Genomic DNA, 26243 nt, shown 5'->3' on the forward strand with positions numbered 1-26243 from the left:
AACCGAATAGTTGCAAATTTGTGCCGGGCATCCAAAAAATTCGGCACAAATAACCGCATGACGCATATAAATAGAGTTAAGATATCACTCTACCAGTCCATTTTTTCCCACAGCTATAACTAAGTTATGTAACTCGTGTTACAGTAAACGGGAATTTTTCTGCTTCCGCTAACTAATTTTTGCAGACAACTTATTATATATACATAAGTTGTCGTGTGACAACCTGGAAATACTCTAATATTACCATATTTAGTTATAACGTTGTCATTTATCAAATGGTAGCTCCATTACCCTGAGTATTTCTCTGATAAACCCGGGCTTGCTTTATTGTGATAGTATGGATTCACTACCCGCCTCCATTTCCATACACAAGGAGGCTATTTCCCGAAACACCGGCGCCGCTGTGTCGCCCCCGCTTTGGCCACCCCGCACCAGCACGCTGATCACGTACCGGGGGCTGTGGGCGGGAACATACCCGGCAAACCAGGCATCCACCTTTTCTTCTTCCCCGGAAACTTGCGCCGAGCCAGTCTTGCCCGCGCTGCCTACACCGGGAACGGCAGCCTTTTGCCCCACGCCCGATTCGGTTACCTGACGCAATAATCCCTGCAATTGGGCGGCAGTCTTTGGAGAAACCGCCTGTACGGGGGAATCTGCGGCAAATTTCCGCACCAGCCGGCCGCTGTCATCGCTCAAACCGGCTACCAGGCGGGGAGTATAATAATTGCCACCGCTAGCTATGGTATTAACCAGCGCAGCTACCTGCACCGGCGTAACCAGCACCGGTCCCTGGCCGATACTGCTGTTGGCCAGGTTATATGGTGCACCGATCAGGGATAAATCCTGCCGCGTATCTTCCGGCACCGGGTAACCGGTGATTTTTTGTTTGTCCAACCCCAAGGCCCGGGCATACCTGATAACGTTGCCGGCACCCAACCGGTGACCGGTTTCCACAAAGGCGGGATTACAGGACTCGGCAAATGCCTGGGTAAAATTTATAGTCCCATGCCCTTTGGCATCCCAACAGCGTACCGGCTTGGCAGCGGCACCGGCACAATTAAAAACAGTATCCGGCTGTACCAATCCCTCTTCCAGGGCGGCCGCCGCCAGCACTATTTTAAAAACCGACCCGGGCTGGAACAATGCCGTGCAATGATTTACAAACAGGTTACCGGGCATTTCATCAATACCGGCCAGCGCTTGAATAAAACTGGGGTGATAATCCGGGCGGCTGGCCATGGCCAGTATATCGCCGGTACCCGCCTGCATTACCACCACCGCCCCGGTGGTAATGTGTTTATCCATGACATTTTCGACAATGCGCTGTATACGCCCGTCAATGGTGGTAACCACATTCAGGCGCCCCGGGTCGCTGCCCGAGCTTTCCACCAGCAATCCCGGTCCCTGGATCACTCTGCCCAGGGCATCAACCGGAACCCCGGCCCAGCGGGTGGCTATTGTTCCCTTAAGTTGCTGCTCGTAAAAATATTCCAGGCCGCATTGCCCCACCCAATCCCCCAGCAGATACCCTTTGTTACCTGCGTCCTGCAGTTGTTCAAACTGTTCCCGGCTTGATATTTTACCCATATGGCCGGTTACGTGTACCGCCAGCGGATCGCTTCCATAACGCTGGTACACCGGCAACAAATAAACCCCGGGCAGCTTTGCCTTTTGCAGTGCGGTGTAACTATCACCGTTCAGTGTCCGGTCTATATAAAAGGCGCCCCGCTTGGCCCGGTCTTTTAACTGTTCCGGGTTCAGCTTTAAAATGGCCGCCAATTGTTGCAGCCTGGCCTCTTTATTATCCATGAGCACGGGAATCACCACCACCCGGTTGGCATAGTAAGCGCCGGTAAGGGAAAAACCATACCGGTCGGTTATTTCGCCCCGGTTAAACTGTTCCAGGGATACGCCCTGCGCGCTCATATCAAAGGCCCGCCGGGCATATTTATAACCCTGTATTTGAATTTGGTATAAATGGGCCAGTACCAATCCAAAAATAAGCACCATGATCCAAAAGGAGGCCACCATCCGGCGCTGGCGTATCATTAGCAAAAATAAAACCCCTTTCCAAAGATAACCATTATTAATATGGTGACCTTTGGGACAGGGGGTTTATACATGCTCAGCCCGGCGCAGCAGCGACCACCGGGGTACGGGGTGCGGCCAGGGCAGGTAAACCGTTTGGCGCGGGTGTGGTGCCGCCTGTAGAGTATTACCTTCCAAATCCAGTATTTCGGCGACCTTCAGGACAAATGTTTGTGCCCCCGGGGTCAGCATCTCCAGGGTTTCCCCCCGGGCAAAACGATTGCGCTGTTCAACCAGCAACATCCTGCGCTGTTCATCATAGCCCAGCACCACACCCACAAAGGTATACGGGCGCCGGTAGATGGAATAAACCGGCGGTGTCTCACCGGGCCGGACACCGGTGATAAATCCGGTGGTATACTCCCGGTTGCTGACTTTACTGATTTCCTCCAGCCAACGGGGGCTGACATGGTAGTTTTCGGGATCCGCCAGGTAAGCGTCCAGTGCCTGGCGGTAAACCCCGGTGATGGTGGCCACATAGTGGATACTTTTCACCCGGCCCTCAATTTTAAAGGAAGTTACCCCGGCATCAACCAACCCGGGCAGGTATTCCAGCAGGCACAGATCTCGGGAACTGAGTATATAGGTACCCCGGTCGTCTTCGGTAATGGGGAAATATTCCCCGGGCCGCTTTTCTTCCACCAACCGGTACTTCCAGCGGCAAGACTGTGCGCAATCACCCTGGTTGGCCCCTCTGCCCGTCATATAATTACTGAGCAGGCAGCGTCCCGAATAGGAGACACACATGGCTCCGTGGACAAAGACCTCCAATTCCACACCGGTATGGTTGCGGATGGTTTTGATTTCATCCAGGCTGAGTTCCCGGGCCAGCACGATACGCCGGGCCCCCAGCGTTTCCCAAAGCCTGGCACTGCGCCAGTTGGTGGTGTTGGCCTGGGTGCTGATATGTATTTTTAACTCGGGGGCCAGTTCCCGCACCAGAGAAAGCACACCCGGGTCGGAAACAATAACCGCATCCACCCCCAGGCCGGCCAGTTCCTTGATATAACGGGGCAAGGCCTCTATATCCCGGTTGTGGGCAAATATATTCAAAGTAACGTAGACCCTGACCCCGTGACTGTGGGCATAATCCACCGCCCGGGCCATGGAGGGCAAGTCAAAGGTGGCCGCGGCGGCCCGTAAACCGAAATTCTCACCGCCCAGATAAACTGCATCGGCTCCGTAGGCTACGGCATATTTCAATTTCTCGGGACTACCCGCTGGAGCCAGTATTTCCGGCTTAACCAAACCATCATCTCCATAGTTAAAAATTACCCGTAATTTATTTATTGATATTTACGTATATTGTCATTGTGGGCAGCCAGCGTGCTGGCAAAGGCATGGGACCCATCGGGCCTGGCCACATAATACAAATAATTGTGTTCTTCGGGCTGAACAGCCGCCAACAGGGAAGGCCATCCAGGGTTGGCGATTGGGCCGGGAGGAAGCCCGTTTATTTTATATGTATTATACGGTGAATCCACTTGCAAGTCCTTATACAGCAGCTTCTCCTTGGTCTCGCCCAGGGCGTATTGTACAGTGGCGTCAATCTGCAGCGGCATGCCCAGGTTCATACGGTTATAAATAACCCCGGCAATGCGGGGTCGTTCCGAGGCTACCCGGGCTTCCCGCTCCACCATGGAAGCAATGGTAACAGCCTCATGCAATGTCAACCCCCTGGCCTGGGCCTGGCGGACATAATCATGTTCCGCGATAACCTGTCCGAACCTTTTCAGCATCAGCTCCACAATTTCATCAACACTGGTCTGCGAGCCCAGGTAGTAGGTATCGGGGTAGAGGTAACCGTTCAATCCCCACTGGCTTACAGGGACTTCGCTCAAAAAGTCCAGGTTCCACTGACCGGCCAGAGCTTGCAAAAAATCCTCCTCCCTGGCAATTCCCTGCTCCTCCAACAAATCGGCTATCTGTGCTACGGTATAACCTTCCGGTACGGTAACTTTAATTCTATCCGGGGGACCTTTGACCAGCACCTCAATAATGCCGGCCACCGGCATGGCAGTGCTTAAATTATATGCACCGGGCTTCATAGCTCCATCCGAGCCCTGCACCCTGGCATACAAACAAAAGGCCCGGGCATTACGAATTAACCCCTGTTCCTCAAGGATGGCGGCAATACGGGCGGTGGAGGCGTTTTGGGGTACCACCACCTGAATTTGGGCCGCATTTTTTTCATCGACGGGCATCAGCGCCGCTCGCATTGCCAGCCCCACCACCAGCAACAGCAATACCACAGCCACCAGCATGGTACCGGGGCGCGGAACAAAAACATAACGCTTTGAATCACTACGTTTACCTGTTAAATATTTATAACCCATTATTACAGCCTTTCCTCAATGTCTTCAACTATTTCAATTGTTACAACCGGGCCAGGCACCGGACCGGTTGTTTGATCCGGCGTTTCGCATAATGCCGGATCCGAAGGCACTTCACATCCGGTGACCGTACCCTCTGCTGCATCCTGGTTGTCATCCTGGTTATCACCATCCCCAGGCGGCACTTCGGGATCGGTTGTACCGGGATCCGCCGGCCCTGTTTCACCGGACTCCCCCGGTTCCGGGTCCGGGTTTTCACCAGCGCTGACCGGCTCAACTATGTTGTCCGGGGGGATTACCACCGATGGCTTAACCTGGCCGGTACCCACCGCCACCACCCGGTTAACAGGGTGGTAATAACTTTCCGGCATATATTCGGTTTTCCTTTCACCATTTTCCCATCTATACCTGACCGTGGTTACTTTATAACCATTATTTCCCTTTTGCTTGACCACCTGTTCCCCGGCAGCCAAATTGGGATCTTCTTCATATACTACCTTTTGTTCAATAGTTTCAGTAATCCAGCTGGCCACCTCCACCCGGGGACTGGTCTCCTTGTTGCCGTATATTTTTATGGTCAAGGTGTTTCCTTCAACCAGCGAACTGATATAAATATAGTTTTCCTTGTTATTGGTGAATTTAAAATCAATGGCCCCGTATACCACTGTGGCATCCCGGCCAATTGGTACATAGCCCACCGGCAAGGTGTGATTACTGCGATCGGTTATCTTTAAATCAGCCAGAAGCACGGCGTTGTATAGTGTTGAGGATACCTGGCAAACACCGCCTCCCAGACCCTGTACGAATTCGTTGTTGATTATAACGTTGGCATTTTTATACCCGGCTTCAGAACTGCGCGGACCCACCACCTGGTTAAAGGAAAAAGTATCCCCGGGGGCCATCAATAACCCGTCCAGAGCGGCGGCGGCCACTTTAATGTTATATGTGCGCCCCGCCTGGCCGGCATCAAAACTGGTTGTATACTTGGCCACACGACCGTTGATCCCCATGGCCTCTATATCTTCGGTGGTACGCTGCGGCTTTATAGATAAAAGCGGCAATTGCAGAGCACCAGGTTCTGCACCGGCAATTTTACCTTCCTTTTGCACCGCAGCTATCACCCAGCTGGATATTTCCCTTTCCAGCAAATCAAAGTCTATGCTGGTGCCGGTTTGGGCCGGGGCAATTTCAACCCGGTCATCGGGTGTAATGCGGAAACCCGCGTTGACGGGCTCTGTGATTATTTCCCCCGCCTCAGCCAGTATATTTTTTTCCAGCACGGCCCTGTCCGTGGACACCTGGGGCGCAATATATGCTCCGTCGCGTTTCACCCGGTGCTGTTCCCGCCACTGGTTAAGGAGTGAACCGGTATGTCCGATGGCCGCCGCTTCCTGCAGCGTTTTTTCAAAATCCAGCGTTACCCCCAGCGACCCGGCTTTGAAAGTCCAATTTTTATCCCCGTGCCGGATGGTCACCATGGTGTCGGCTAGTTTTTCCGCCAAAGGCGCCAATTGCTCCCGGGCCTGTTCCCGGGTCAGCCCGCCCAGGCTTATGTTACCTACATATACACCCGAGGCGATTTTATCATTTAAAGCAAAGGAAGCGCCCGAAAAACTAAAAATAACGCCGGTCACGATTAAAGCAATTATAACCCCAATCAAGCTTATTCGACGCACCCGGATGGCCTCCTTTTAAAAAAATAATAAAGCTGGCCACGAACACAGTTATTCGTCCAGCTTTACCGCTATTGACGCTTGAAATTAATGATTATCCCCATCGGAATCCAGTACCTCCATACAGGCATCTCTTACCTTTTCCCACTCATCGTCATCAATTTCCACCAGTATATCTTCGCCGTCTTCATCCTGTTCAATTTTCAATACAAAAGCATCTCCGGCTTCTTCGTCTTCAGGCTCCTGGAAATCCATATCTTCTTCTTCATCCAGCACCGGTACCACAATGGCATACCGCTGTCCGTCCAGTTCTACAATATCATAAATGATTACGTCATGTTCGTTGTTATCCTCATCAATAATGGTTATAATTTCATCCTGCTCAGGCAAGGAGTCCACCTCTTTCCACAAGTTAGAGCTATTCTATAATAAAAACAGTTTAAATGTCAATAATAAACCACATTGCAATATTAATTGCCGCTATTGTGAGCATCCAAATAACCCTGTAGTATTATGGATGCGGCCATTTTGTCGATTACTTTGCGTCGTTTGGCCCTGCTTATATCTGCATGGATCAAAAGGCGCTCGGCTGCCACCGTGCTGAGCCGTTCATCCCATGTTTCCACCGGCAGCCCCAGGTGACGCCGGACTTTATCCGCAAAATGCAGTACCTTTTCTCCCTGGGGCCCGGTGGTGCCGTCCATGTTACGGGGCAAGCCCACCACAACTTTTTCTACTTCATATTTTAACGCCAAAGCCTTTATTTTATCCAAATCTTTTTTCATACCGGGCTGGCGAACTATTGTTTCAACCCCCTGGGCTGTCCACCCCAGTTGGTCGCTCACCGCGATACCTATTTTTTTATCGCCAAAATCAATACCCATAATGCGCAAATAATTACAACCCTTCCCCTACCGAATACAATGTTCGGTATCCTTAAATTCCAGGCCCGCGCCCGTCATCATATCACCTTGATGCAAAACTCGGGACAAACCGAGGCACAGTAACTGCATAACCGGCATAATTCCCTGTTTACCTGCACCCGCCCGTCCACAACGGCCAGTGCTCCGGCGCTACACCTCTCCACACACCGGCCACACCCCTGGCAATAATCTTCCACATGGAGATATCGTGGCTTTCTTCTTAACTGCTCCGCCAGCTCCCGGTCCGGACAAGCACCGGAGAACTTGCTGACGTTATATTCAATTTCCTCCGGGGACTGCATGCCAACGGCCACCGCAGCCAGTTGGGGTACAGCCAGTATAAAATCCATTGCCCGGTCGGTTTCGGGTATTAAATGGCCGCCGCCCAAACATTTCATACCATAAATCCCTTTGCCCATCATAGCCGCAAAGGATATGGCATCCAGCATTTCATCCACGCCGCCATCGGCAATACCAATACCGGCCCGGTTTATGATGGGGTGGATAACATCGAACTCGGGAATAGACGCAGCGGCCCGCACCCCCGCCACATAATGGGTGGAAATCCCGATAGCCCTGACCAACCCCTTTTCCCGGGCTTTCAGCAGATATTCCACCGCTTCCCAGTGTCCCCTAATGGTAAAAACCGATTCCTGCTCGTGCAATAGGAAAATATCCACGTAATCCCGGTCCAGCGCCTTTAAACAGTGATGCAGGCTTTTTTCCATCTCCTGCCCTGTAGGTGCGTATGATTTGGAGGCCACCACCGCCTCCGGGAAAGAGCGCAAGGCCTCTTTGATATAGGGATAACAGCCGTATATTTCGGCGGTATCCATAAAATTGACCCCTTTTTCCAAAGCCAGGCAGATTAATTTGGCACCGGCTTGAATACCGAGCCCCTTTTGCAGTGGACCCATGGTCAGGGTGCCAAAGCAAAGCCGGGATACTGTTATTTCCGTATTACCCAGTTTATTATACTGCAATATCTTTTAATACTCTCTTTCACATCCGTTTTCTAAGAAGCCAGGTACTTTTTAACCAGTTCCTCGAGCAATTCATCTCGCTCCAATTGCCGAATCAAGCTTCTGGCATTGTTGTAACTGGTTATATACGCAGGGTCACCTGATAATAAATAGCCTACAAGCTGGTTGATGGGATTATACCCCTTTTCCTTGAGCGCTGCGTACACCTGGAGCAGGATTTCCCGGGCCTTGTTTTCTTCGGCCTGCACCTTGAACATGACGGTATGCTCAGTTGTTTCCCTGGACATGAGAAATACCCCCCCATAATATTTGCCCGCACCGTATTAAAAACTGGCAGGATTATTTTCTATTATAATGTCGTATAGTGTATAAAAGCAAATACCTGTTTTGGTTATCTTATTTTCAATTGGCCTTAATTGGGCCTTAATTGGGCCTTAATTGGCAGCTTGCTTGGTTACCAGTGCATATACTTTCTCCAGTGCGCTATCCAGGCCGGCCGGGTTCTTCCCACCGGCCTGGGCCATATCGGGCCGGCCGCCACCGCCACCGCCTACCAGGGGAGCAATCTCCTTGAGTATTTTCCCGGCGTGCAGTCCCCGCCCCACCAGGTCCTTGCTCACTCCGGCCACCAGGTTGACCTTGTCACCGGTAGCCGCACCCAGCACAATAACCCCGGAAGCCATTTTATCCCGCAGCAAATCAAGCATAGCCCGCAGGCTATCCATATCTGAAGCATTGGAACGGGCGGCCAACACCTTGATGCCATCCATTTCTCTGGCGGCATCCAGTATACTTTGTACCTCAAAACGGGCCAGGCGCGCCCGCAGCGCTTCGGCTTCCTTTTCCATGCCACGCAAATCCTGTACCAGCGTTTCCACCCGGTGCACCAGTTCATGGGCAGGCGCCTTCACCGCCCGGGCAATGAGTTTAAGCTGGTCCTCCTTGGCCCGCAGGTAGTCCATGGCCCCCTGGCCGGTAACCGCTTCCACCCGGCGCAAACCGGAACCCACACTACTTTCGCCCAGCAATTTGAACATACCCACCTCGGCGGTGGATGAAACATGGGTACCCCCACAAAGTTCCAGGCTGAAATCCCCCATTTTAACCACCCTGACCGTATCGCCATATTTTTCATCGAACAGTGCCATGGCCCCCATGCCTCTGGCCTCATCCAATGTGGATTCTATAGTTTCCACCTTTAAATTATTCAAAATAGCTTCATTAACCATTTGCTCCACCCGCTCCAGCTCGTCCGGGGCTATGGCGGCAAAATGAGTAAAATCAAAGCGCAGGCGGTCCGGGGCCACCAGCGATCCGGCCTGGTTAACATGCTCGCCCAGTACCTCTTTAAGGGATTTATGCAGCAGGTGGGTGGCCGAGTGATTGCGGGCGATATTCATGCGCCGCCTGGCGTCAACCTGCACATCAACTTCATCGTTAACCCGTATTATACCGCTCAGTACCCGGCCCCGGTGCAGGTGTAGCCCTTCCAGGGGTCTGGTCACGGCGTCTATGGTCACCTCTGTGTTTTCGGCGGTTATCCTGGCCTGGTCGCTCACCTGACCACCGGACTCGGCGTAACAGGGAGTAATGTCCAGCACCAGTTCCACCTCTTGGCCGGCTTCAGCCTGCTCCACCTGCCGGTCCTCGACAAACAATGCCTTAACCATAGATTTACTGCACAGGGTATCGTAACCGACGAATACCGTTTCACCGGTTTGCTCCAGCACGTTTTTCATGCGGGCGGATTTTTCGGACAAATATTCGGTTTCCTGCCGGGCACTGCGGGCTCTGCTACGCTGCTGTTCCATCGCCCGGGCAAAGCCCTCCTGTTCCACCACCAAACCGTTTTCCCCGGCAATCTCCTCGGTCAGCTCCAGGGGGAAGCCGTAGGTGTCATACAAGCGGAAAGCCTGCTCCCCGTCGATATAATTGCGACCGGCCTGTTTGGCCTCAGAAATGAGCCCGCTTAGCATATCAGTGCCCTGGGCCAGGGTCTCCCCGAACCGTTCTTCCTCGGTTTTCACCACCCTGGTGACCAGCTGGCGGTTTTTCACCAGTTCCTGATAGGTATCACCCATTTTATCAATAACGGCACCGGCCACCCGGTACAGGAACGGTTCAGCCACACCCAGCACACGCCCGAAGCGCACAGCCCGGCGCAGCAGGCGGCGCAGTACATAACCCCGGCCTTCGTTGGAGGGCAGGGCGCCGTCGGAAATGGCAAAGGTCACTGCCCGAGCGTGGTCGGCTATCACCTTTAGCGCCAGGTCAATTTCGTCACCTGTGCCGTAACGGGTACCCGTCAACTCCCCGGTAAAATCCATGATATCCCGCAACAGGTCGGTATCAAAGTTGGTCTTGACATTTTGCAATACCGAAGCCACCCGTTCCAAACCCATGCCGGTATCAATACCTTTATTTTGCAATGGTGTGTAGTTACCTTCCTCATCCCGGAAAAACTGGATGAAGACCAGGTTCCATATTTCCAGGTACCGGTCGCAATTGCAGCCCACGGCACAATCGGGGTCGGTGCAGCCCCGCTCGGGGCCCAAATCATAGTAAATCTCGGAGCAGGGTCCGCACGGGCCAACTCCTATTTCCCAAAAGTTAGTGTCTTTACCCATGCGTACGATCCGGCTTTCCGCCAGACCCACATCCTTATGCCATATTTCAAAGGCTTCATCGTCATCTTCATATATGGATATCCACAACTTATCAGCTTCCAGCTCCAGATGCTCGGTAACAAATTCCCAGGCCCAGTTAATGGCATCCTTTTTAAAATAATCACCGAAAGAAAAGTTACCCAGCATTTCAAAAAAAGTATGATGCCGCGCAGTACGCCCCACCTGGTCTATATCAGGTGTACGCAGGCATTTCTGGCAGGTGGTGACCCGGGTCACTTCCGGTTTGGCGGCACCGGTGAAATAGGGTTTAAAGGGCACCATACCCGCCGCCGTCCACAAAATACTGGGGTCATTATGGGGAATTAAAGATGCACTGGGTAATATTTTGTGGCCTTTGCTTGCAAAAAATTTCAGGTACTTTTCTCTTATTTCTTTGCCCGTCAAAAACAATACCCCCTCAAATGGAAGTTGTTATGTATTTGTTATGTATACAGTATAAGGTAGCAAAAAAGCCTTTTTTCCCGGCCAGGGGCGAAAAGGCTCCGCGATACCACCCTGATAACAATTTCCCCAAAACATGGGAAATCGTGCGTTATCTAAACAGTAACGCTGTTTGGCGGCGAAATTTACTATTTTCAATCTCGCTCTGCAGGAAAAGACGTGTTCTTTTCCTATATTTTTACTGTATGGATGCGCGTACTAATTATACAAAATTAACACAAATCATGTCAAGAACCGCCCTTTGGTGCCAGGTGTCAAGGGGTTGATAGTCTTTTGACTTTTTACCTCTCAACACCGGCACCATCAAAATACAACTCTTCAAGGGTTATATTTGGGCCAGAACCTGTACATGGCAAAAATATAGACGACCCGCAAAACAGCGGCCACCGGCACGGCCAGAATCAAACCGGTCAGCCCGAAAAGTTGACCGCCGGCCAGCAGCACCAGTATCACAAACAGGGGATGTAAACCCACCCGCCCCCCCAGTATTTTGGGGGAGATTATGCTGGCCTCCACCTGCTGAATCACCACAAAGGCAATGATTACTTTCAGCACCATCCATTTGGACACCAGCATAGCCAGTGCCACCGCCGGTATGGCACCGATAAAGGGACCGAAGTAGGGTATCAGGTTGGTGATTCCCGCAAATATACCCAGCATAAGGGCAAATTCCATATCCAGAAAGGCCAGGGCAATACCCGTCATAACCCCTGTAATAACGCTCACCAGCAGGTAGCCCCGGATAAAACTGTCCACCACCCGGCTCACTTCACTGCCCAGTTCCAGCATGTCCTGCCGCCACCGCAGCGGTAACAGCGCAGCAGCCCGCTCGGTAAAAATTTCCACATCCTTGAGCAGGTAGTATGCAAAGATGGGTGCCAGGATAATGTTAAATATGTAGCCGGCCAGGCCAATGATTATCTGCACCACCTGTTCCGCCATTTGTACCAGTATTTGCTCCACCCAGATAATGCGCTCATCAATTATCCGGCGCACAGCCTCGGGAATACCGGCCCGGGCATACTCCAGCTGTAAAGATGCCGTAAATTCCTGCAGTTGGGCGGTATAGCCGGGCACCACATCGGCGATCATATAAAGCTGGGAAAGTATATGGGGCATGCCATACAGCACCAGCCCGGCCACCATAATGAACATAGCCGCATATACAATCAGTATGGACGTGGTCCGGGATGTGCCCTGGCTTTCCACCGCGCGCACCAGAGGGTGCAACAGATACGCCAGCACCACCGCCAGCAGAAAAGACAAAAAGATACCCCGTATAAGATAAATAAAATAAAGCAGCAGGGCCACCGGAACCAGGGCTAATAGCAGCCGGTAATTTGTTTTTTTATTACACCAGCTCATAATACCACCACCCAGCTAAAGCATTAATGTACCGGCATGACGGCACCGGGTTGATAGGTCGAATTGAACAGGATATCTTTGTTAACCCGCTTTTCGCAAAAAAAGTGGGGATATTTTCCCCACTTTTTATCGCTCATTTCTTTTTTATCAATCCGTTTACAGTGCGGGACACCTCTCTGATCATACGGTCAGTGGTCCGGCGGGGATACTTCCGCCGGATTCTGCTTATATTAAATACACCGGATGGTTTACGCTGCGGTGTTTTGATCATGGACATAACCGCGCCCAATATGCTGCCGGTAATTAAACCCCGCCAAAAACCACGCTGCATAGTTTTTCACCCCCCATAGTTATGACCGGTTACAAAAGCATTTCGTTTTGAGGATCAAAGGACACCAGGCTGCCATCCTCGGCCACTTCGTATATACTAACCCCTTCTTTATTCATACGGTATTCCACGCAGCAATCCCAGCAATAATACTGGTCCACGCCCACCTTGCCGGTGGCTTTACCTCCGCATACCGGACAATGCAAATTATCGCCTCCTATAAATCTCTTAAACTATATTAATTATGCCCACTTTTTTTTAATTAAATGCCCGGTGGTGGCCTGGAATATAAAAAAACAAGAGCCCGGTATAGGAACCGCGCCCTTGAAATTGTTCTAAAAAAGCGTTGCCACTGGCCACTGACAAAATTACAACCCCGGCACCCCTGGCAACAGACTGGAGCACACCCAACCCTGTGGTGTAAGGTTTTATCAGACATCGAACTTAAGCTAAAGCTGTGGTGCCTGGTGTTGAAAACCCGAAACCTCTCTTGTTGCAACATTAAACTAAAATGGCAGAGCAAACAGTAGTAACGACAAATATCGTATTATTCCGGTAATACAGTTACTTTATTAAACTTTAAGCCTGACCCCGTATGGTTCCACCGCCCAGCAGGTAGTCGTCCTGGTAAAATACCACTGCCTGGCCCGGGGTGATGGCCCGCTGGGGGGTGGCAAATTCCACCTGCACCAGATCTCCCGGCAGGGGGGTGATGGTGGCGGGGGCGGGACGGGCGTTATAACGGATTTGGGCTTCCACTTGCCGGGGACCGGTCAACTGAGCTATCGATATAAAATTCAAATCCCCGGCCAACAAACGTTTTCTGTCCAGCGCTTCCTCCGGACCCACGATCACGGCATTGCGAACGGGATCAATGTCCACCACGTAGACACGTTCCCCCATGGCCAGCCCCAGGCCCCGGCGCTGGCCAATGGTGTAAAAGGCTATGCCTTCATGCCGTCCCACCTCCTGCCCTTCCAAATTAAGAAAGGGACCGGGTTTAATGGCGTTATCCGCCACATTCTCCCGCAGGAAATTACGATAATTATTATCGGGTACAAAGCATATTTCCTGGCTTTCAGGCTTTTCGGCCACCTTTAGCCCTCTTTCGGCGGCCATGCGCCGCACCTCGTCCTTGGTATAATCGCCCAGGGGCATCAGTGTGTGAGCCAGTTGCTGCTGGGTCAGATTGTAAAGAAAATAGGTCTGGTCCTTGCGGGGATCCCGGGCTTTTTTTACAGTGTAGCGACCGGTGCTTTCATCGTAATCGATCCGGGCATAATGCCCCGTGGCCAGGTAATCTGCACCCAGAGCCAGGGCCTTTTTCAGCAGAGCCTCGAATTTGATTTTACGGTTACATACCACGCAAGGATTGGGGGTTCTGCCCGCCAGGTACTCCTGACAAAAGTTTTCCACCACTGATTGACGGAAAAGGTCGTAAAAATTTAGTACATAATAAGGGATATCCAGCTTATTGGCCACAGACCGGGCGTCCTCCACCGCAGCCAGGGAGCAGCAGCCCACAAAATCCCCTGCCACCTCGGTGCGCCCGGGATCCCATATCTGCATAGTGGCTCCGATGACTTCATAACCCTGTTCCATTAAAAGAGCGGCGGTGACAGAACTGTCCACGCCGCCGCTCATGGCTACTAAAACAAGTTTTTTATTGCTGTTCAAGGTATCACCTGCAATTTATTTTTGCTTATCCCGGTAATTCTCAATGGCTGCATGCAGGGCATCCGCCGCCAGGTTGGAGCAGTGCATTTTCTTGGGAGGAAGACCGCCCAAAGCCTCGGCAACTGCTTTGTTACTTAGCTTCAGTGCCTCCTCTATGGTCTTGCCCTTGGCCATTTCCGTCACCATGCTGCTGGTGGCAATGGCAGCTCCGCAACCGAATGTTTTAAATTTAATATCGGTAATCACATCATTGTCGATCTTGAGGTATATTTTCATAATATCTCCGCAGGTGGGATTACCAACCTGCCCTACTCCATCGGCATCAGCAATTTCGCCAACGTTACGCGGATTCTCAAAATGATCCATTACCTTATCGGTATACATACCCCGCATCCTCCCCAAAAATATTTTTTACCTGCGGCTCAAATTATATACTGTAACAACAGCTAAAATCTTGTCCCAAACTACCTGTGACAGGATGTACTCACCTTACAAGCCGCACAGCTGCTTTCCATGGCGAATTCATTTTCCTGGTCCAGCGGCGACATGGCCCGTAAACGTTCCACTATGGGCGGCATTATTTCCATAAAATAATCGATGTCTGCTTCGGTATTGTCCCTGCCCAGGGTGATCCGGATGGAACCATGGGCCAGTTCGTGGGGTATACCCATGGCCAACAACACGTGGGATGGTTCCAGCGATCCCGATGTGCAGGCCGACCCGCTGGAGGCGGCAATGCCCTTCATATCCAGGCTTAGAAGCATGGACTCTCCTTCGATAAACTCAAAGCAAAAACTGGCATGGTTGGGCAGGCGACGGGTGGGATGCCCGGTAACCCGCACATTGGAAATTCTATCCATAACTTCCTTAATTAACTTGTCCCGCAAGGTCGTAAGGTACGCCGATTCTTTTTCCAAATCCTGTACCGCCAGTTCACAGGCCTTACCCAGACCAATGATACCGGGTACATTTTCGGTGCCGGCCCGGCGCAACCGTTCCTGGGCACCGCCGTGGAACAACGACTGTCTCCAACGGGTGCCCTTGCGAATATAAAGGGCGCCTACACCCTTGGGACCGTATATCTTGTGGCCGCTGATGGTAAGCAAATCCACACCCAGCTTATCTACATTAACGGGTATTTTGCCCATGCTCTGCACAGCATCGGTATGGAAAGGGATGCCCTTTTCCCTGGCCACCGCTGCCAGTTCTTCTATGGGCTGAATAGTACCCACTTCATTATTGGCGTGCATGATGCTGATTAATATTGTTTTATCGGTAATGGCGTTGGCCAGGTCTTCCACGCTGACCAGACCATATTTATCCACCGGCAGGATGGTAACGGTAAAACCCTGTTTGCCCAGTGCTTTGACGGTGTTTATTACAGCGTGGTGCTCCACGGCGGAGGTAATGATATGGTTGCCGCGGTTTTTGTTAATCATGGCCACACCATGAATAGCCATATTATCCGACTCGGTGCCGCCGCTGGTGAATACAATTTCCTCGGGCTTGGCACCAATGGCTGCGGCCACCTTTTCCCGAGCCTCTTCCAGCGCCTTGCGTACCTGACGTCCAAAATAATGCAGGCTGGTGGGATTACCAAAGTTAGCCGTCAGGTAATTCTGCATAACCTCCGCGACTTCCGGGCGAACCGGTGTTGTGGCACTATGATCAAAGTATACTCTGCGCACCAATGATTTTCCTCCTTTTGCCTTATTACATCAGGTCTTATCTTTATTGTTTGCTGTAAGGTTTTCAGCATCGCGCAACATATCAGCCAAGGTGATGGAATCCATCACCTCGGCCAGTCTGTCCCGCACCCGGGCCCAGACCATCCTAGTAATGCAGGATTCCGCTTGGTCGCATTCCGTCGGCTCCACTTCGCTGACGCAATCCACCGGTGCGATGGGTCCTTCCATGGCCCTTATTATATCGCCCACTGTTATGTTACCCGGTTCCCGGGCCAGTATATAACCGCCCTGGGCCCCGCGCACGCTTTTTACCAGGCCGGCCTTGCGCAAAACAGCTATTAATTGCTCCAGGTAATTATCGGATATATTTTGGCGCTCGGCCACCGTTTTCAGCGGGATGGGTTCGGATCCATAATGCTCCGCCAAATCAAACATCGCCTTTAGCCCGTAATGCCCTCTTGTGGACAGGCGCAATTTCCCACCCCCTTTTCAATTCGCACCATTTAACTCGGATTTAATTCAAAGATATCTTAGCATTCCAATCGGAATTTGTCAATATAGATGTAAGTCTACAATATAGAAGATTTAAGTAAAAAAACAAGGGCCGGGTTCAAGTTTTTTTGCTCGTGATATTTTGCCACCGCTCCCATACTGCTTTCTCCAATCCCTGTTCTGATGGCCGGTAAAATTGAGCGTTTAAAATATTGTCCGGCAGGTACTGCTGCTTAACCCAGTGATGGTCATAGTCATGAGGGTAAAGATAGCCCTGCCCGTGGCCCAATTTTTTGGCCCCGCTGTAACTGGTATCCCGCAGGTGCAGCGGTACCGGTTGTGTTTTTTCATGCCGTACCGCCTGCAGCGCCGCCTCGATGCCTATATAGGAAGCGTTGCTCTTGGGTGCCATGGCAATATAAAGGGCGGCTTCGGCCAGGATGATCCGGGCTTCGGGCATACCGATTCGTTCCACCGCCTGGGCGGCCGCGGTGGCCACCACCAGTGCCTGGGGATCGGCCAGGCCCACATCCTCCGCTGCATGGATCATAATGCGGCGGGCGATAAAAACCGGGTCGTCCCCCGCGTACAGCAGCCGGGCCAGCCAGTATAAGGTGGCCTGGGGATCGGATCCCCGCATGCTTTTAATAAAGGCTGAAGTGACGTCGTAATGTTCATCGGCCCGGTTAAACTGAATAATTCTATTCTGGCAAACATTCCGTACCACATCGGGGGTTATCCGCCGCCGGCCATCCTCCCCCGGAGGTGTGGTGAGTACGGCCATTTCCAGCACATTTAAAGCAGCCCTGGCATCGCCATTGGCGAAATTCACCATCATTTGCAACACATCGCCGGGCAGATCCACCTGGTAGCTGCCCAACCCGCGCTCTACATCGGCCAGTGCCCGGCGCACAATTCTGGCCAGCGCCTGGGCCGAAAGGGGTTCCAGCCGGTACAGCAAAGAGCGGGAAAGAAGCGGTCGGTTAACGGCAAACATGGGATTCTCGGTGGTGGAACCGATGAGAATAACCGTGCCGTCCTCTACAAAGGGCAACAGCGCATCCTGCTGGGCCTTGTTGAAGCGGTGGATTTCATCGATAAACAGTACAGTGCGCCGGCCGTACATGGCCAGGCGATCCCGGGCCTGTTCCACCACTTTGCGTACATCGGCCACGCCCGCCATAACAGCATTTATCTTTTCAAAGTGAGCACTGGTCATGTTGGCAATTATGTGCGCCAGTGTGGTTTTGCCGGTGCCGGGGGGACCGAAAAGAATCAGCGACTGTAAACCGTTATTTTTCAGAAGCTGCCTCAATGGCCGCCCCGTACCCACCAGGCTGTTTTGTTCCTCAAACTCTTCCAGTGTACGGGGCCGCATGCGTACGGCCAGCGGCGCCGTGCGGGTCACCCGGCTGCGTGCGGCCTGTTGAAAAATATCTTCCATAGTATAACCCTCCATTAAAAAAGCCAGGAACACCACCTGTCCCTGGCTCGCCCTGTTATTTAATTAGATATGTTTATCAAGTATGGACTGCAGTTCTTTCTTGGTCCTGAATCCTACAATCCTTTCCACTTCGCTGCCATCCTTAAATACTATCAAAGTAGGGATACTCACCACGCTGAAACTGGAGGGGATGGTCTTGTTTTCATCAACATTCAATTTGCCCACCTGTAATTTACCCTCGTATTCCGCCGCCACTTCCTCAACCACAGGGGCGATCATTTTACAGGGCCCGCACCATTCTGCCCAAAAATCCACCAGTACGGGTGTTTCGGCATTGTTGACAAAATCTCTGAAATTAGACTCCCCTAATATGCTAATCTTTTCACTGGCCACTGGCATCTCTCCTTTAATTTATTCTCTGTATATTAAATTTCGCCACCAAACAATAGTAGTATATGTAAATCTTTAATGGTCATATGCATAAGGGTATGTCCACATAAACTATAATATCTGCACGGTGCCAAAATGTCAATTCATACTACGGAAAAAACACCCAGTGCCAGCAATTTATCGGTAACGTAGGCGGCCATAATTAAACCCGCCACCGGAGGCACAAAGGCAATACTGCCGGGTGCACCACCGGTAGCACCGGGCCGGGGGGGAGCCGTGGAATAAACCACGGGCACATCAGCGGTAACCCCGGCTGCCCGCAGCTTTTTGCGCATTACCCGGGCCAGGGGGCAGACTGATGTTTTCCATATACTGTCCACCTTAAAGGAGATGGGATCCAGTTTATTTGCCGCGCCCATAGCCGAAATTATGGGCAGGTTACGCCCGACACACCCGGCAATTAGAGCTGCTTTATTGTCCACGTCGTCTATGGCATCCACTACGAAATCCAGGTCCTGGTTATCCAGCATACCGGCGGCTGAATCAGGGGTAAACCGCTGCTGTCGTGCTTGCACTCGCAGGGTGGGATTAATCTGGCGCAGGCGTTCCTCCATAATCCGGGTCTTGGGTAGACCCACCGTACCGGTTAGCGCGTGCAGTTGGCGATTGATATTGGTGACATCCACGATGTCATGGTCCACCAGTAAAAGGGCGCCCACCCCGGAGCGAGCCAACGCTTCCGCGGTGAATGAGCCCACACCGCCCAGGCCAAATATCGCCACTTTACAAGCAGCCAGTTTTTCCAGTCCTGAGTTGCCGATAAGCATGGCTGTTCGATCAAACCTGTGGGGCATTTTATCCACCTCAATGCTGTTGGGTAATTACAGTCAATAATAACGAAAAAGTTTCCTTAAAGTCAATTACCGGAAAGTAATTGACTTTAAGGAAACCATTTATAACACATTAATTACCCCATGGTGCCGATAATCGCCAAAGTTTTCTGAACCTGTTCTCACAGGTGGGTGCCCTCCTGTATGATTCATGTTTCCTCTAAGTAGAGTATTACAATCCACATCCAGAGGCCAGGCTCCCTTAACATTGGTGTTGGCTCAAAACTTCAGACGGACCTCGTACACCGCAGGGTGATTTATTAAATCTTTATTAAGCCAATGTTAACATAAAATATGGCTTCATGGCAAGTGCCAAGGTTTCATCTCGCAATTAATATGTTTTTACACAACAAAGTCATTTTTTATCCGTTTTTTTCACGGTGCTTTTAATGTGCAGTTCCCTGAGCTGGTGCTCGTCCACCGCCCCCGGGGCCATGGTCATTAAATCGGTGGCGCTTTGGGTTTTGGGAAAAGGAATTACATCCCGGATAGTCTTTTTCCCGGTGAGCAGCATTACCAAACGGTCAAACCCGAAGGCAATACCCCCGTGGGGCGGGGTGCCGTACTCAAAGGCCTCCAGCATATAGAAAAACTTCTCATGGGCTTCTTCTTTGGTCAGGCCTATAGCGTCAAACATGGCTTCCTGTACATCCCGGCGGTGAATCCTGATGCTGCCGCCCCCTATTTCGATGCCGTTTAAAACAATGTCGTAGGCCTGCGCCCGCACCCGGCCTGGGTCGCTTTGCAGTAAGGGTATATCTTCCTCCCGGGGTGAGGTAAAGGGGTGATGCATGGCCACCCAACGTTTCTCTTCTTCGTCGTACTCCAACAGGGGGAAATCGGTAACCCACAAAAAGTTGAACTTATCCCGGGGGATGATATCCAGCCGCTCAGCCAGGTGTACCCGCAGCGCCCCCAGGGAAGCCGCCACCACACTGGCTTGATCAGCTACAAATAGCAGCAGATCGCCTTCCCGGGCGTCAAACCGCTCCAGGATGGTGGCTATTTCCTGCTCATTGAAGAATTTGGCGATGGGAGATTTTACTCCGTCGGTGGTAACTATAAAATAAGCCAGCCCGCGGGCCCGGTAAATAGCGACGAACTTGGTCAAATCATCAATATCCTTGCGGCTGTACCCACCGCAACCGGTGGCGTTGATGCCCCGCACCTGCCCGCCGTTTTCCACCGCCGAGGCAAATACTTTAAAGCCGCAGCTCGCGGCTATATCAGTGATATCCACCAATTCCATGCCGAACCGGGTATCGGGCTTGTCCGTACCAAAGCGGTCCATGGCTTCCTGGTAGGTGAGGCGCATAAAGGGCGTGGTTACATCCAGGCCTACGGTTTCCCGGCACAGCCTGGCCACCATTTCTTCCATCAGTGCCAGTACATCGTCGACATTCACAAAGGACATTTCCAAATCTATCTGGGTAAACTCGGGCTGCCGGTCGGCCCGCAAATCCTCGTCCCTGAAGCAGCGGACAATCTGGAAATAACGGTCCATGCCCGCTACCATTAAAATTTGTTTAAACAACTGGGGAGACTGGGGCAAGGCATAAAAGCGGCCCGGATTCAACCGGCTGGGTACCAAAAAGTCCCTGGCTCCTTCCGGGGTGCTACGGGTCAGCATGGGTGTATCAATTTCCCAAAAGCCATGCTCGTCCAGAAAGTCCCGTGCCGCCTTGGCGGCCCGGTGGCGCATGCGCATAGCCTGCTGCATTTCAGGGCGGCGCAAGTCCAAATAACGGTAACGCAGCCGCAGGTTTTCGTCCACCTCCACCCCGTCCTCAATATAAAAGGGCGGTGTTTTAGCCCGGTTCAATACCCGCATCTCATCCACCAGCACTTCAATTTCCCCGGTGGCCAGGTTGGGGTTGACCGTCCCCTCAGGCCTTATGCGCACCCGGCCGGTGACCGCCAATACATACTCACTGCGCACCCCCCCGGCCTTTTCAAAGGATGCACTGTTGATATCAGGGCTGAATACCACCTGCACCAGCCCGGTACGGTCACGCAAATCGATAAATATTAGACCTCCATGGTCACGGCGGGTGTTTACCCAACCCATCAAAGTAACCGTCCGGTCTTTATCCGCAGCGGTTAATTCCCCGCAATAGTGACTGCGTTTCATCCCCTGTAAAGATTCTGACATTAATGTAAAAACCTCCTGCCTTAATACCGGCGGCTTAATAGGCTGTTATAGCATTTAAAGCCAGCGGCAAGTAATGTCTGGGTATATTTAAGCAATCAAACAGGTCACTGTAATAAAAAACCAGGTAATTAGGAGTTGGTTTCCCTGTAAAGATTTTACTTCAAAGCACCAATAACTTCGCCCACCGGGATATCCCGCTGGCTGCCCGCAGCCATGTCCCGCAGCACAACGCTGCCTCGCTGCAGCTCTTCCTCGCCCATAATAACTGCATAGCGCACCCCCAGTTTGCCGGCGTATTTCATCTGGGCTTTGGGACTGCGCCCTTGGTAATCCATGTCGGCGGCAATACCGGCGGCCCGCAGCCGGGCTAATAGTGAAAAACTCTCCCGGTAAGCCCGGTCCCCCACAGCCACCAAAAATACCTCCGGCCCGGCTTGAACAACGGGCAGCTTGCCGCGTTTTTCCAGGGCCAGCAGAATCCGCTCCAGGCCCAGGGCAAAACCGATGCCCGGGGTAGGCGGCCCGCCACAGGCTTCAACTAAACCGTCATAGCGCCCGCCGCCACCCACCGAGCTCTGGGCACCTATACCGGGGGCCATTATTTCAAAGGCGGTATGGGTATAATAATCCAGACCGCGCACCAGCCGTTTGTCCAGCACGTAGGGTATATCCAAATCCCGCATATACTGCTGCACCTGTTCAAAATGCTCCCGGCACCGGGGACACAAGCAATCCGCCGTGGTGGGGGCCTCCAAGGCCAGTTCGGTGCACCGGTTCGATTTGCAGTCCAATATCCGCAGGGGATTTCTTTCGTACCTGCCCTGACAGTTGGGGCACAACTCACCCAGCACGGGCCGGAAAAACTGCTGCAGCCTTTCCCGCACCACGTTACGACACGCAGGGCAGCCCAAACTGTTTATGTGCAGTTCCAGGTCATCCAGTCCCAACCGGCCGTAAAAGTCCATAGCCAGTGCCATTACCTCGGCATCCATTGCGGGCTGCCGGGCTCCGAACACCTCGATGCCAAACTGGTGAAACTGGCGGTAGCGCCCGGCCTGGGGACGGTCATACCGGAACATGGGCCCTATGTAATAAGTTTTGACAGGGAGCGGCCCGGCGTACAGTTTATTTTCCAGGTAGGCCCGCACCACGGATGCCGTTCCCTCGGGACGCAGGGTGATGCTCCGCTGGCCCCGGTCCTGGAAAGTGTACATTTCCTTTTCCACTATATCGGTGCTTTCACCCACCCCGCGCACAAACAATTCCGTATGCTCGAAAATAGGGGTGCGGATTTCCCGGTAGCCGTACTCCCGGCACACCCGGGCCGCCACTTCCTCTATATACTGCCATTTTTCAACCTGGCCCGGGAGAATATCAGCAGTCCCCCGGGGCCGTGTAGTCAACATGTATATAACTTCCTCCTTCAATTAATACAACAGAAAACTCCCGTGACCGGTTACCGGAAACGGGAGGGCAGAGCAAAAGCTTGCTTTGCATACCTGAATCCAATTTTATGTAAAATCTCGAGTTTTGTCAACCGGCACCCCATCCGGTTTTCCTTATATCCACTGCACCTTGCTCGGATTTGTCTTTCCAGCAGCGATTCAAAATTAATACACTCAGGTGGTTATTATTATCTATCAGTAATCTTATTTTCCCGGGCACACCTTGTTATTGGTAAGCTCGCTGGCGGTTGCATGGCTATAATGTTATAATTGATTTGAGGTGATAAATGGTGATAACCATGGAATTAGTGGAACGAATCAACTACCTGGCCCGTAAAAAACGTTATGAAGGGCTTACCGAAGAAGAAAAAGATGAGCAGCAGAAACTGCGCCGGCAGTACCTGGACGGCATCCGGAAGCAAATAGTGGACGCCATGGATAGTGCCGGTTATACCAGAACAAAAAAACACGACACCCGGTGCGGGTGCCATGATTGCAAGACACGTCATTAATTTAAAGCAACATTGCAAAAGGTACAAACATACTACAGCCTGAATGATAATATATATTACTCTGGTTTGCTGCGCCTAGCATATTGCGTTACCTGGACTTAATCAACACCGCCCAGTTCCAGTACCCAGCCCCTCAGCGCTTTACGATCCACCTGGCCGTCCGGTGTTTTAGGGATGTTTTCCTTGACCGCAAACTCCCTAGGGGCGGCGTGGGCCGCCAGACCGTTCTTGACAAAGCTGCGCAGTTCTTCCTTTAACTGCTGCGACCACTGGTGGCCCGGCTGCAGAACAATATACGCCTTGATAATTTCGCCCCTTATTTTATCCGGCTTACCGGCCACACCGGCATCCAAAACAGCCGGGTGCTCCTTTAGTTTCTCCTCCACCTCCCACGGGCCGACCCGCTCGCCGGCGGTGTTGATCACCCCGTCCACCCGGCCCTGGAAGTAAAAGTAGCCGTCTTCATCCATGTAAGCCGCATCACCGGAAATAAACCAGGGGGCCAGCTTAAAGTAGGCCTCATATTTCGCCCGATCCCCCCATACATCCCGGGCCATGGCGGGCCACCCCCGCTGCACCGCCAGGTTGCCCACATGATAAGGCGGTAATTCTTTTCCGGAATCGTCCACCACGGCAGCCTTGATACCGGGCACAGGCCGGCCGATGGAACCCAGTTTAATATCCAGGCAGCGCAGGTTACAAATCATATTCATCCCTGTTTCGCTCATCCACCAGGTATCATAAACCGGGATACCAAAGGTCTCCATACACCACTGCATAACATCCCCGGTTAGGGGTTCACCCACACTGAGCAAATGCCGCACGCTGCTCAAGTCATACTGCCCGTAAACTTCACGACCGGCAGCGATAATCATCCGCCAGGCGGTTGGCGCGCTATACCAAACGCTCACCTTGTATTTTTCCAGCGCCCGGCACCAACCGGCCGCATCAAAGCGTCCCCCTTTAACCAGTACCGGTACACCGTGCAGCCAGGGGGCTAAAAAACCGTAGGCAATACCCGTGATCCAGCCCGGGTCGGCGGTGCACCAGTAAACGTCCCCATCTTTTAAATCATGCACCCAGGCGGAGGTGTACCACAATCCCAGCATGATATCGTGCACGTGCACCAGTCCCTTGGGACGCCCGTCCGCACCGGCGGCGTACAGTATGAACAGGGGGTCCTCCCTGTTTAACCAGCAGCACCGGGTTACCGGGGAGGCAGCGGTTACTTCACTGTGCCAATCCAAAGTATTGTCCGTGTCCGCCACCGCACCCCGGGTGATAAATACTGTCTTTAATCCTGGCAAATGCTGCCGTGGTACCCGGGGCAATAGATCCGCCGTGGTCACCAGTGCCCGGGCACCGCTGTCCTGCAGCCGTTCCCGCACGGCATCCTCCATGAAAGCTTCAAAAAGGGGCACCACTACAACACCTTTCTTGGCCGCCCCCAGAAAACTGATATACAACTCGGGACTCCGGGGCAGGAATAAACCCAACCGGTCGCCCCGCTGCAGGCCGTGTTTTTCCAAAATGTTGGCGAAGCGGTTGACCTGCTGGTTTAATTGGTTGAAAGTATAAGTTTCCTGCCGGTCGTCCCCGTCAAAATACAGTGCCACCCGGTCGCCCAAGCCGCGGGCGATATTATCTTCCAACACCCGGTGAGCCACATTGACCCAGGCAGCGTCCCCGTAAAATTCCCGGGCCAGTTCCTCAAAATTAAAGGTACGGCAAGCTTGATCATAATTTTGTAAATTGTGGTCGCCCGGTAAAGCGCTGATTCTTTTTGCTTTACTCATTTTACCACCCCTCCCACTATTTAAGTACCATAAATGCAGCCAATTTTCCTGCAATTGTGAATATTTTATGGGAGTCGTTTGAAGGATAAACTTTAGTGCCAGGTATTGAAAGGTGGAAAGTCAAGAGACTTTCCACCTTTCAATACCTGGCACCAGTCGCCTAAATTTTCGCTCCAGCATCTAACAGGGTTCCTGGTAATGTAATGCTTGCGCCGGCGGCACCTCTATTGCTGTATCTTGTTTGCGCCGGCACTGCTTAAAGAAAAGGATTGTATCTTTTTTCAGCACCGATGGTGGAAACCGGGCCGTGTCCGGGATATACCTTGGTTTCGTCGGGGAAGACCATTAACCTGTTTTTTATGGAATTGATCAGCACGTTGTGATTACCCCCTGGGAAGTCGGAACGGCCCACCGAACCCTGGAACAGGGTATCTCCGGTAATCAAATTCTTACCCACCTTTAAAGAGATGCCGCCCGGAGTATGCCCCGGGGTATGGATAACTTCAATGGACAGCTGGCCCACCTGTATTTTGTCCCCGTCCTCCAGCAATCGCTCCGCTTCCTTGAACTTTAACACGGTTCCCATGAACATGGACAGGTTCAGCCCCGGGTTGGTGAGCATGTCGGCATCCCGGGTATGGATGAGTACTTGAGCCCCGGTGGCCTCCCGCACTTCCTTAAGCGCCGCAATATGATCTACGTGCCCGTGGGTGAGGATAATATATTTACAGGTCAGCCCCAGGCTTTTTAGCCGGCTTAAAATGCGCCCGCCCTCGGCGCCGGGATCCACCACTACCGCCTCTTTGGTTTTATCACAGCCGATGATGTAACAATTGGCACCCATGGGGCCTACCCCGAATCCTTCTAATATCAAAACAAAAAACCTCCTGTTTAAGAATTTGGTCAGCGACGTGCACCTTAAAATGAATCATGCCC

At 52.2% G+C, this 26243-nt stretch carries 24 protein-coding genes and 1 other RNA gene; 1 reads left to right on the top strand and 24 read right to left on the bottom strand.

Annotated features, from left to right (window positions below; translation table 11 throughout):
• Positions 1–324: 324 nt before the first annotated feature.
• The 22 genes from LX24_RS08955 to hisS all read right to left on the bottom strand — a co-directional run bounded on the left by LX24_RS08955 (position 325) and on the right by hisS (position 22960).
• A complete protein-coding gene (locus tag LX24_RS08955; RefSeq protein WP_243131691.1) occupies positions 325–2049 on the bottom strand; it encodes a peptidoglycan D,D-transpeptidase FtsI family protein in 1725 nt (574 codons plus the stop codon).
• A 66-nt stretch (positions 2050–2115) separates the two neighbouring features.
• Positions 2116–3336 (bottom strand): peptidase U32 family protein, encoded by a 1221-nt coding sequence (locus LX24_RS08960; RefSeq protein ID WP_166511816.1) that lies wholly within the window; start codon positions 3334–3336, stop codon positions 2116–2118.
• A 38-nt stretch (positions 3337–3374) separates the two neighbouring features.
• Positions 3375–4424, bottom strand: coding sequence for an endolytic transglycosylase MltG (mltG, locus tag LX24_RS08965; RefSeq protein WP_166511817.1), 1050 nt, complete (start codon positions 4422–4424; stop codon positions 3375–3377).
• A gap of 2 nt (positions 4425–4426) precedes the next feature.
• Positions 4427–6097, bottom strand: coding sequence for a VanW family protein (locus LX24_RS08970; protein WP_166511818.1), 1671 nt, complete (start codon positions 6095–6097; stop codon positions 4427–4429).
• 84 nt (positions 6098–6181) lie between these two features.
• Complete coding sequence (locus tag LX24_RS08975; protein ID WP_166511819.1) at positions 6182–6484, bottom strand: DUF1292 domain-containing protein; 303 nt, start codon at positions 6482–6484, stop codon at positions 6182–6184.
• An 80-nt stretch (positions 6485–6564) separates the two neighbouring features.
• A complete protein-coding gene (ruvX, locus tag LX24_RS08980) occupies positions 6565–6987 on the bottom strand; it encodes a Holliday junction resolvase RuvX (protein ID WP_166511820.1) in 423 nt (140 codons plus the stop codon).
• A 68-nt stretch (positions 6988–7055) separates the two neighbouring features.
• The gene (locus LX24_RS08985) at positions 7056–8000 is read right to left on the bottom strand and encodes an aldo/keto reductase (protein ID WP_166511821.1); all 945 of its coding nucleotides are present in this window, start codon (positions 7998–8000) and stop codon (positions 7056–7058) included.
• Between the two features lie 32 nt (positions 8001–8032).
• On the bottom strand, positions 8033–8287 hold the full coding sequence (locus LX24_RS08990) for an IreB family regulatory phosphoprotein (RefSeq protein ID WP_166511822.1): 255 nt from the start codon (positions 8285–8287) through the stop codon (positions 8033–8035).
• Positions 8288–8434: 147 nt separating this feature from the next.
• Positions 8435–11071, bottom strand: a complete 2637-nt coding sequence (alaS, locus tag LX24_RS08995) for an alanine--tRNA ligase (protein WP_166511823.1) — start codon at positions 11069–11071, stop codon at positions 8435–8437.
• A 375-nt stretch (positions 11072–11446) separates the two neighbouring features.
• Complete coding sequence (locus LX24_RS09000; protein WP_166511824.1) at positions 11447–12493, bottom strand: AI-2E family transporter; 1047 nt, start codon at positions 12491–12493, stop codon at positions 11447–11449.
• Between the two features lie 133 nt (positions 12494–12626).
• Positions 12627–12824: a hypothetical protein gene (locus LX24_RS09005; protein ID WP_166511825.1), complete on the bottom strand. Its 198-nt coding sequence runs from the start codon at positions 12822–12824 to the stop codon at positions 12627–12629.
• A 29-nt stretch (positions 12825–12853) separates the two neighbouring features.
• Positions 12854–13027 carry a hypothetical protein gene (locus tag LX24_RS09010; protein WP_166511826.1) on the bottom strand — a complete coding sequence of 58 codons (174 nt, stop codon included), beginning with the start codon at positions 13025–13027 and terminating at the stop codon, positions 12854–12856.
• A 373-nt stretch (positions 13028–13400) separates the two neighbouring features.
• Positions 13401–14465, bottom strand: coding sequence for a tRNA 2-thiouridine(34) synthase MnmA (gene mnmA, locus LX24_RS09015; protein ID WP_166511930.1), 1065 nt, complete (start codon positions 14463–14465; stop codon positions 13401–13403).
• Between the two features lie 48 nt (positions 14466–14513).
• Positions 14514–14882 (bottom strand): Fe-S cluster assembly scaffold protein NifU, encoded by a 369-nt coding sequence (gene nifU / locus LX24_RS09020; RefSeq protein ID WP_166511827.1) that lies wholly within the window; start codon positions 14880–14882, stop codon positions 14514–14516.
• Positions 14883–14962: 80 nt separating this feature from the next.
• Positions 14963–16186: a cysteine desulfurase NifS gene (nifS, locus tag LX24_RS09025; RefSeq protein WP_166511931.1), complete on the bottom strand. Its 1224-nt coding sequence runs from the start codon at positions 16184–16186 to the stop codon at positions 14963–14965.
• A 30-nt stretch (positions 16187–16216) separates the two neighbouring features.
• The gene (locus tag LX24_RS09030; protein WP_166511828.1) at positions 16217–16660 is read right to left on the bottom strand and encodes an RrF2 family transcriptional regulator; all 444 of its coding nucleotides are present in this window, start codon (positions 16658–16660) and stop codon (positions 16217–16219) included.
• A 136-nt stretch (positions 16661–16796) separates the two neighbouring features.
• Complete coding sequence (locus tag LX24_RS09035; protein WP_166511829.1) at positions 16797–18122, bottom strand: replication-associated recombination protein A; 1326 nt, start codon at positions 18120–18122, stop codon at positions 16797–16799.
• Positions 18123–18185: 63 nt separating this feature from the next.
• On the bottom strand, positions 18186–18515 hold the full coding sequence (trxA, locus tag LX24_RS09040) for a thioredoxin (RefSeq protein WP_207706573.1): 330 nt from the start codon (positions 18513–18515) through the stop codon (positions 18186–18188).
• Positions 18516–18655: 140 nt separating this feature from the next.
• Positions 18656–19366, bottom strand: a complete 711-nt coding sequence (locus LX24_RS09045; protein WP_166511831.1) for a tRNA threonylcarbamoyladenosine dehydratase — start codon at positions 19364–19366, stop codon at positions 18656–18658.
• 111 nt (positions 19367–19477) lie between these two features.
• Positions 19478–19659, bottom strand: a non-coding RNA gene (ssrS, locus tag LX24_RS09050) — 6S RNA.
• Positions 19660–19757: 98 nt separating this feature from the next.
• Positions 19758–21554 carry an aspartate--tRNA ligase gene (gene aspS / locus LX24_RS09055; protein ID WP_166511832.1) on the bottom strand — a complete coding sequence of 599 codons (1797 nt, stop codon included), beginning with the start codon at positions 21552–21554 and terminating at the stop codon, positions 19758–19760.
• 155 nt (positions 21555–21709) lie between these two features.
• Positions 21710–22960 (bottom strand): histidine--tRNA ligase, encoded by a 1251-nt coding sequence (gene hisS, locus LX24_RS09060; RefSeq protein ID WP_166511833.1) that lies wholly within the window; start codon positions 22958–22960, stop codon positions 21710–21712.
• 326 nt (positions 22961–23286) lie between these two features.
• On the opposite strand from hisS, the gene LX24_RS09065 reads away from it, so the two are divergent.
• A complete protein-coding gene (locus tag LX24_RS09065) occupies positions 23287–23511 on the top strand; it encodes a DUF896 domain-containing protein (protein ID WP_166511834.1) in 225 nt (74 codons plus the stop codon).
• A 98-nt stretch (positions 23512–23609) separates the two neighbouring features.
• Here the strand turns inward: LX24_RS09065 and LX24_RS09070 are convergent, their stop codons facing one another.
• Positions 23610–25307, bottom strand: a complete 1698-nt coding sequence (locus LX24_RS09070; RefSeq protein ID WP_166511835.1) for an AMP-binding protein — start codon at positions 25305–25307, stop codon at positions 23610–23612.
• A gap of 256 nt (positions 25308–25563) precedes the next feature.
• The gene (locus LX24_RS09075) at positions 25564–26181 is read right to left on the bottom strand and encodes an MBL fold metallo-hydrolase (protein WP_166511836.1); all 618 of its coding nucleotides are present in this window, start codon (positions 26179–26181) and stop codon (positions 25564–25566) included.
• Positions 26182–26243 lie beyond the last annotated feature (62 nt).

The sequence above is a fragment of the Desulfallas thermosapovorans DSM 6562 genome, assembly GCF_008124625.1.
GTDB lineage: Bacteria > Bacillota > Desulfotomaculia > Desulfotomaculales > Desulfallaceae > Sporotomaculum > Sporotomaculum thermosapovorans.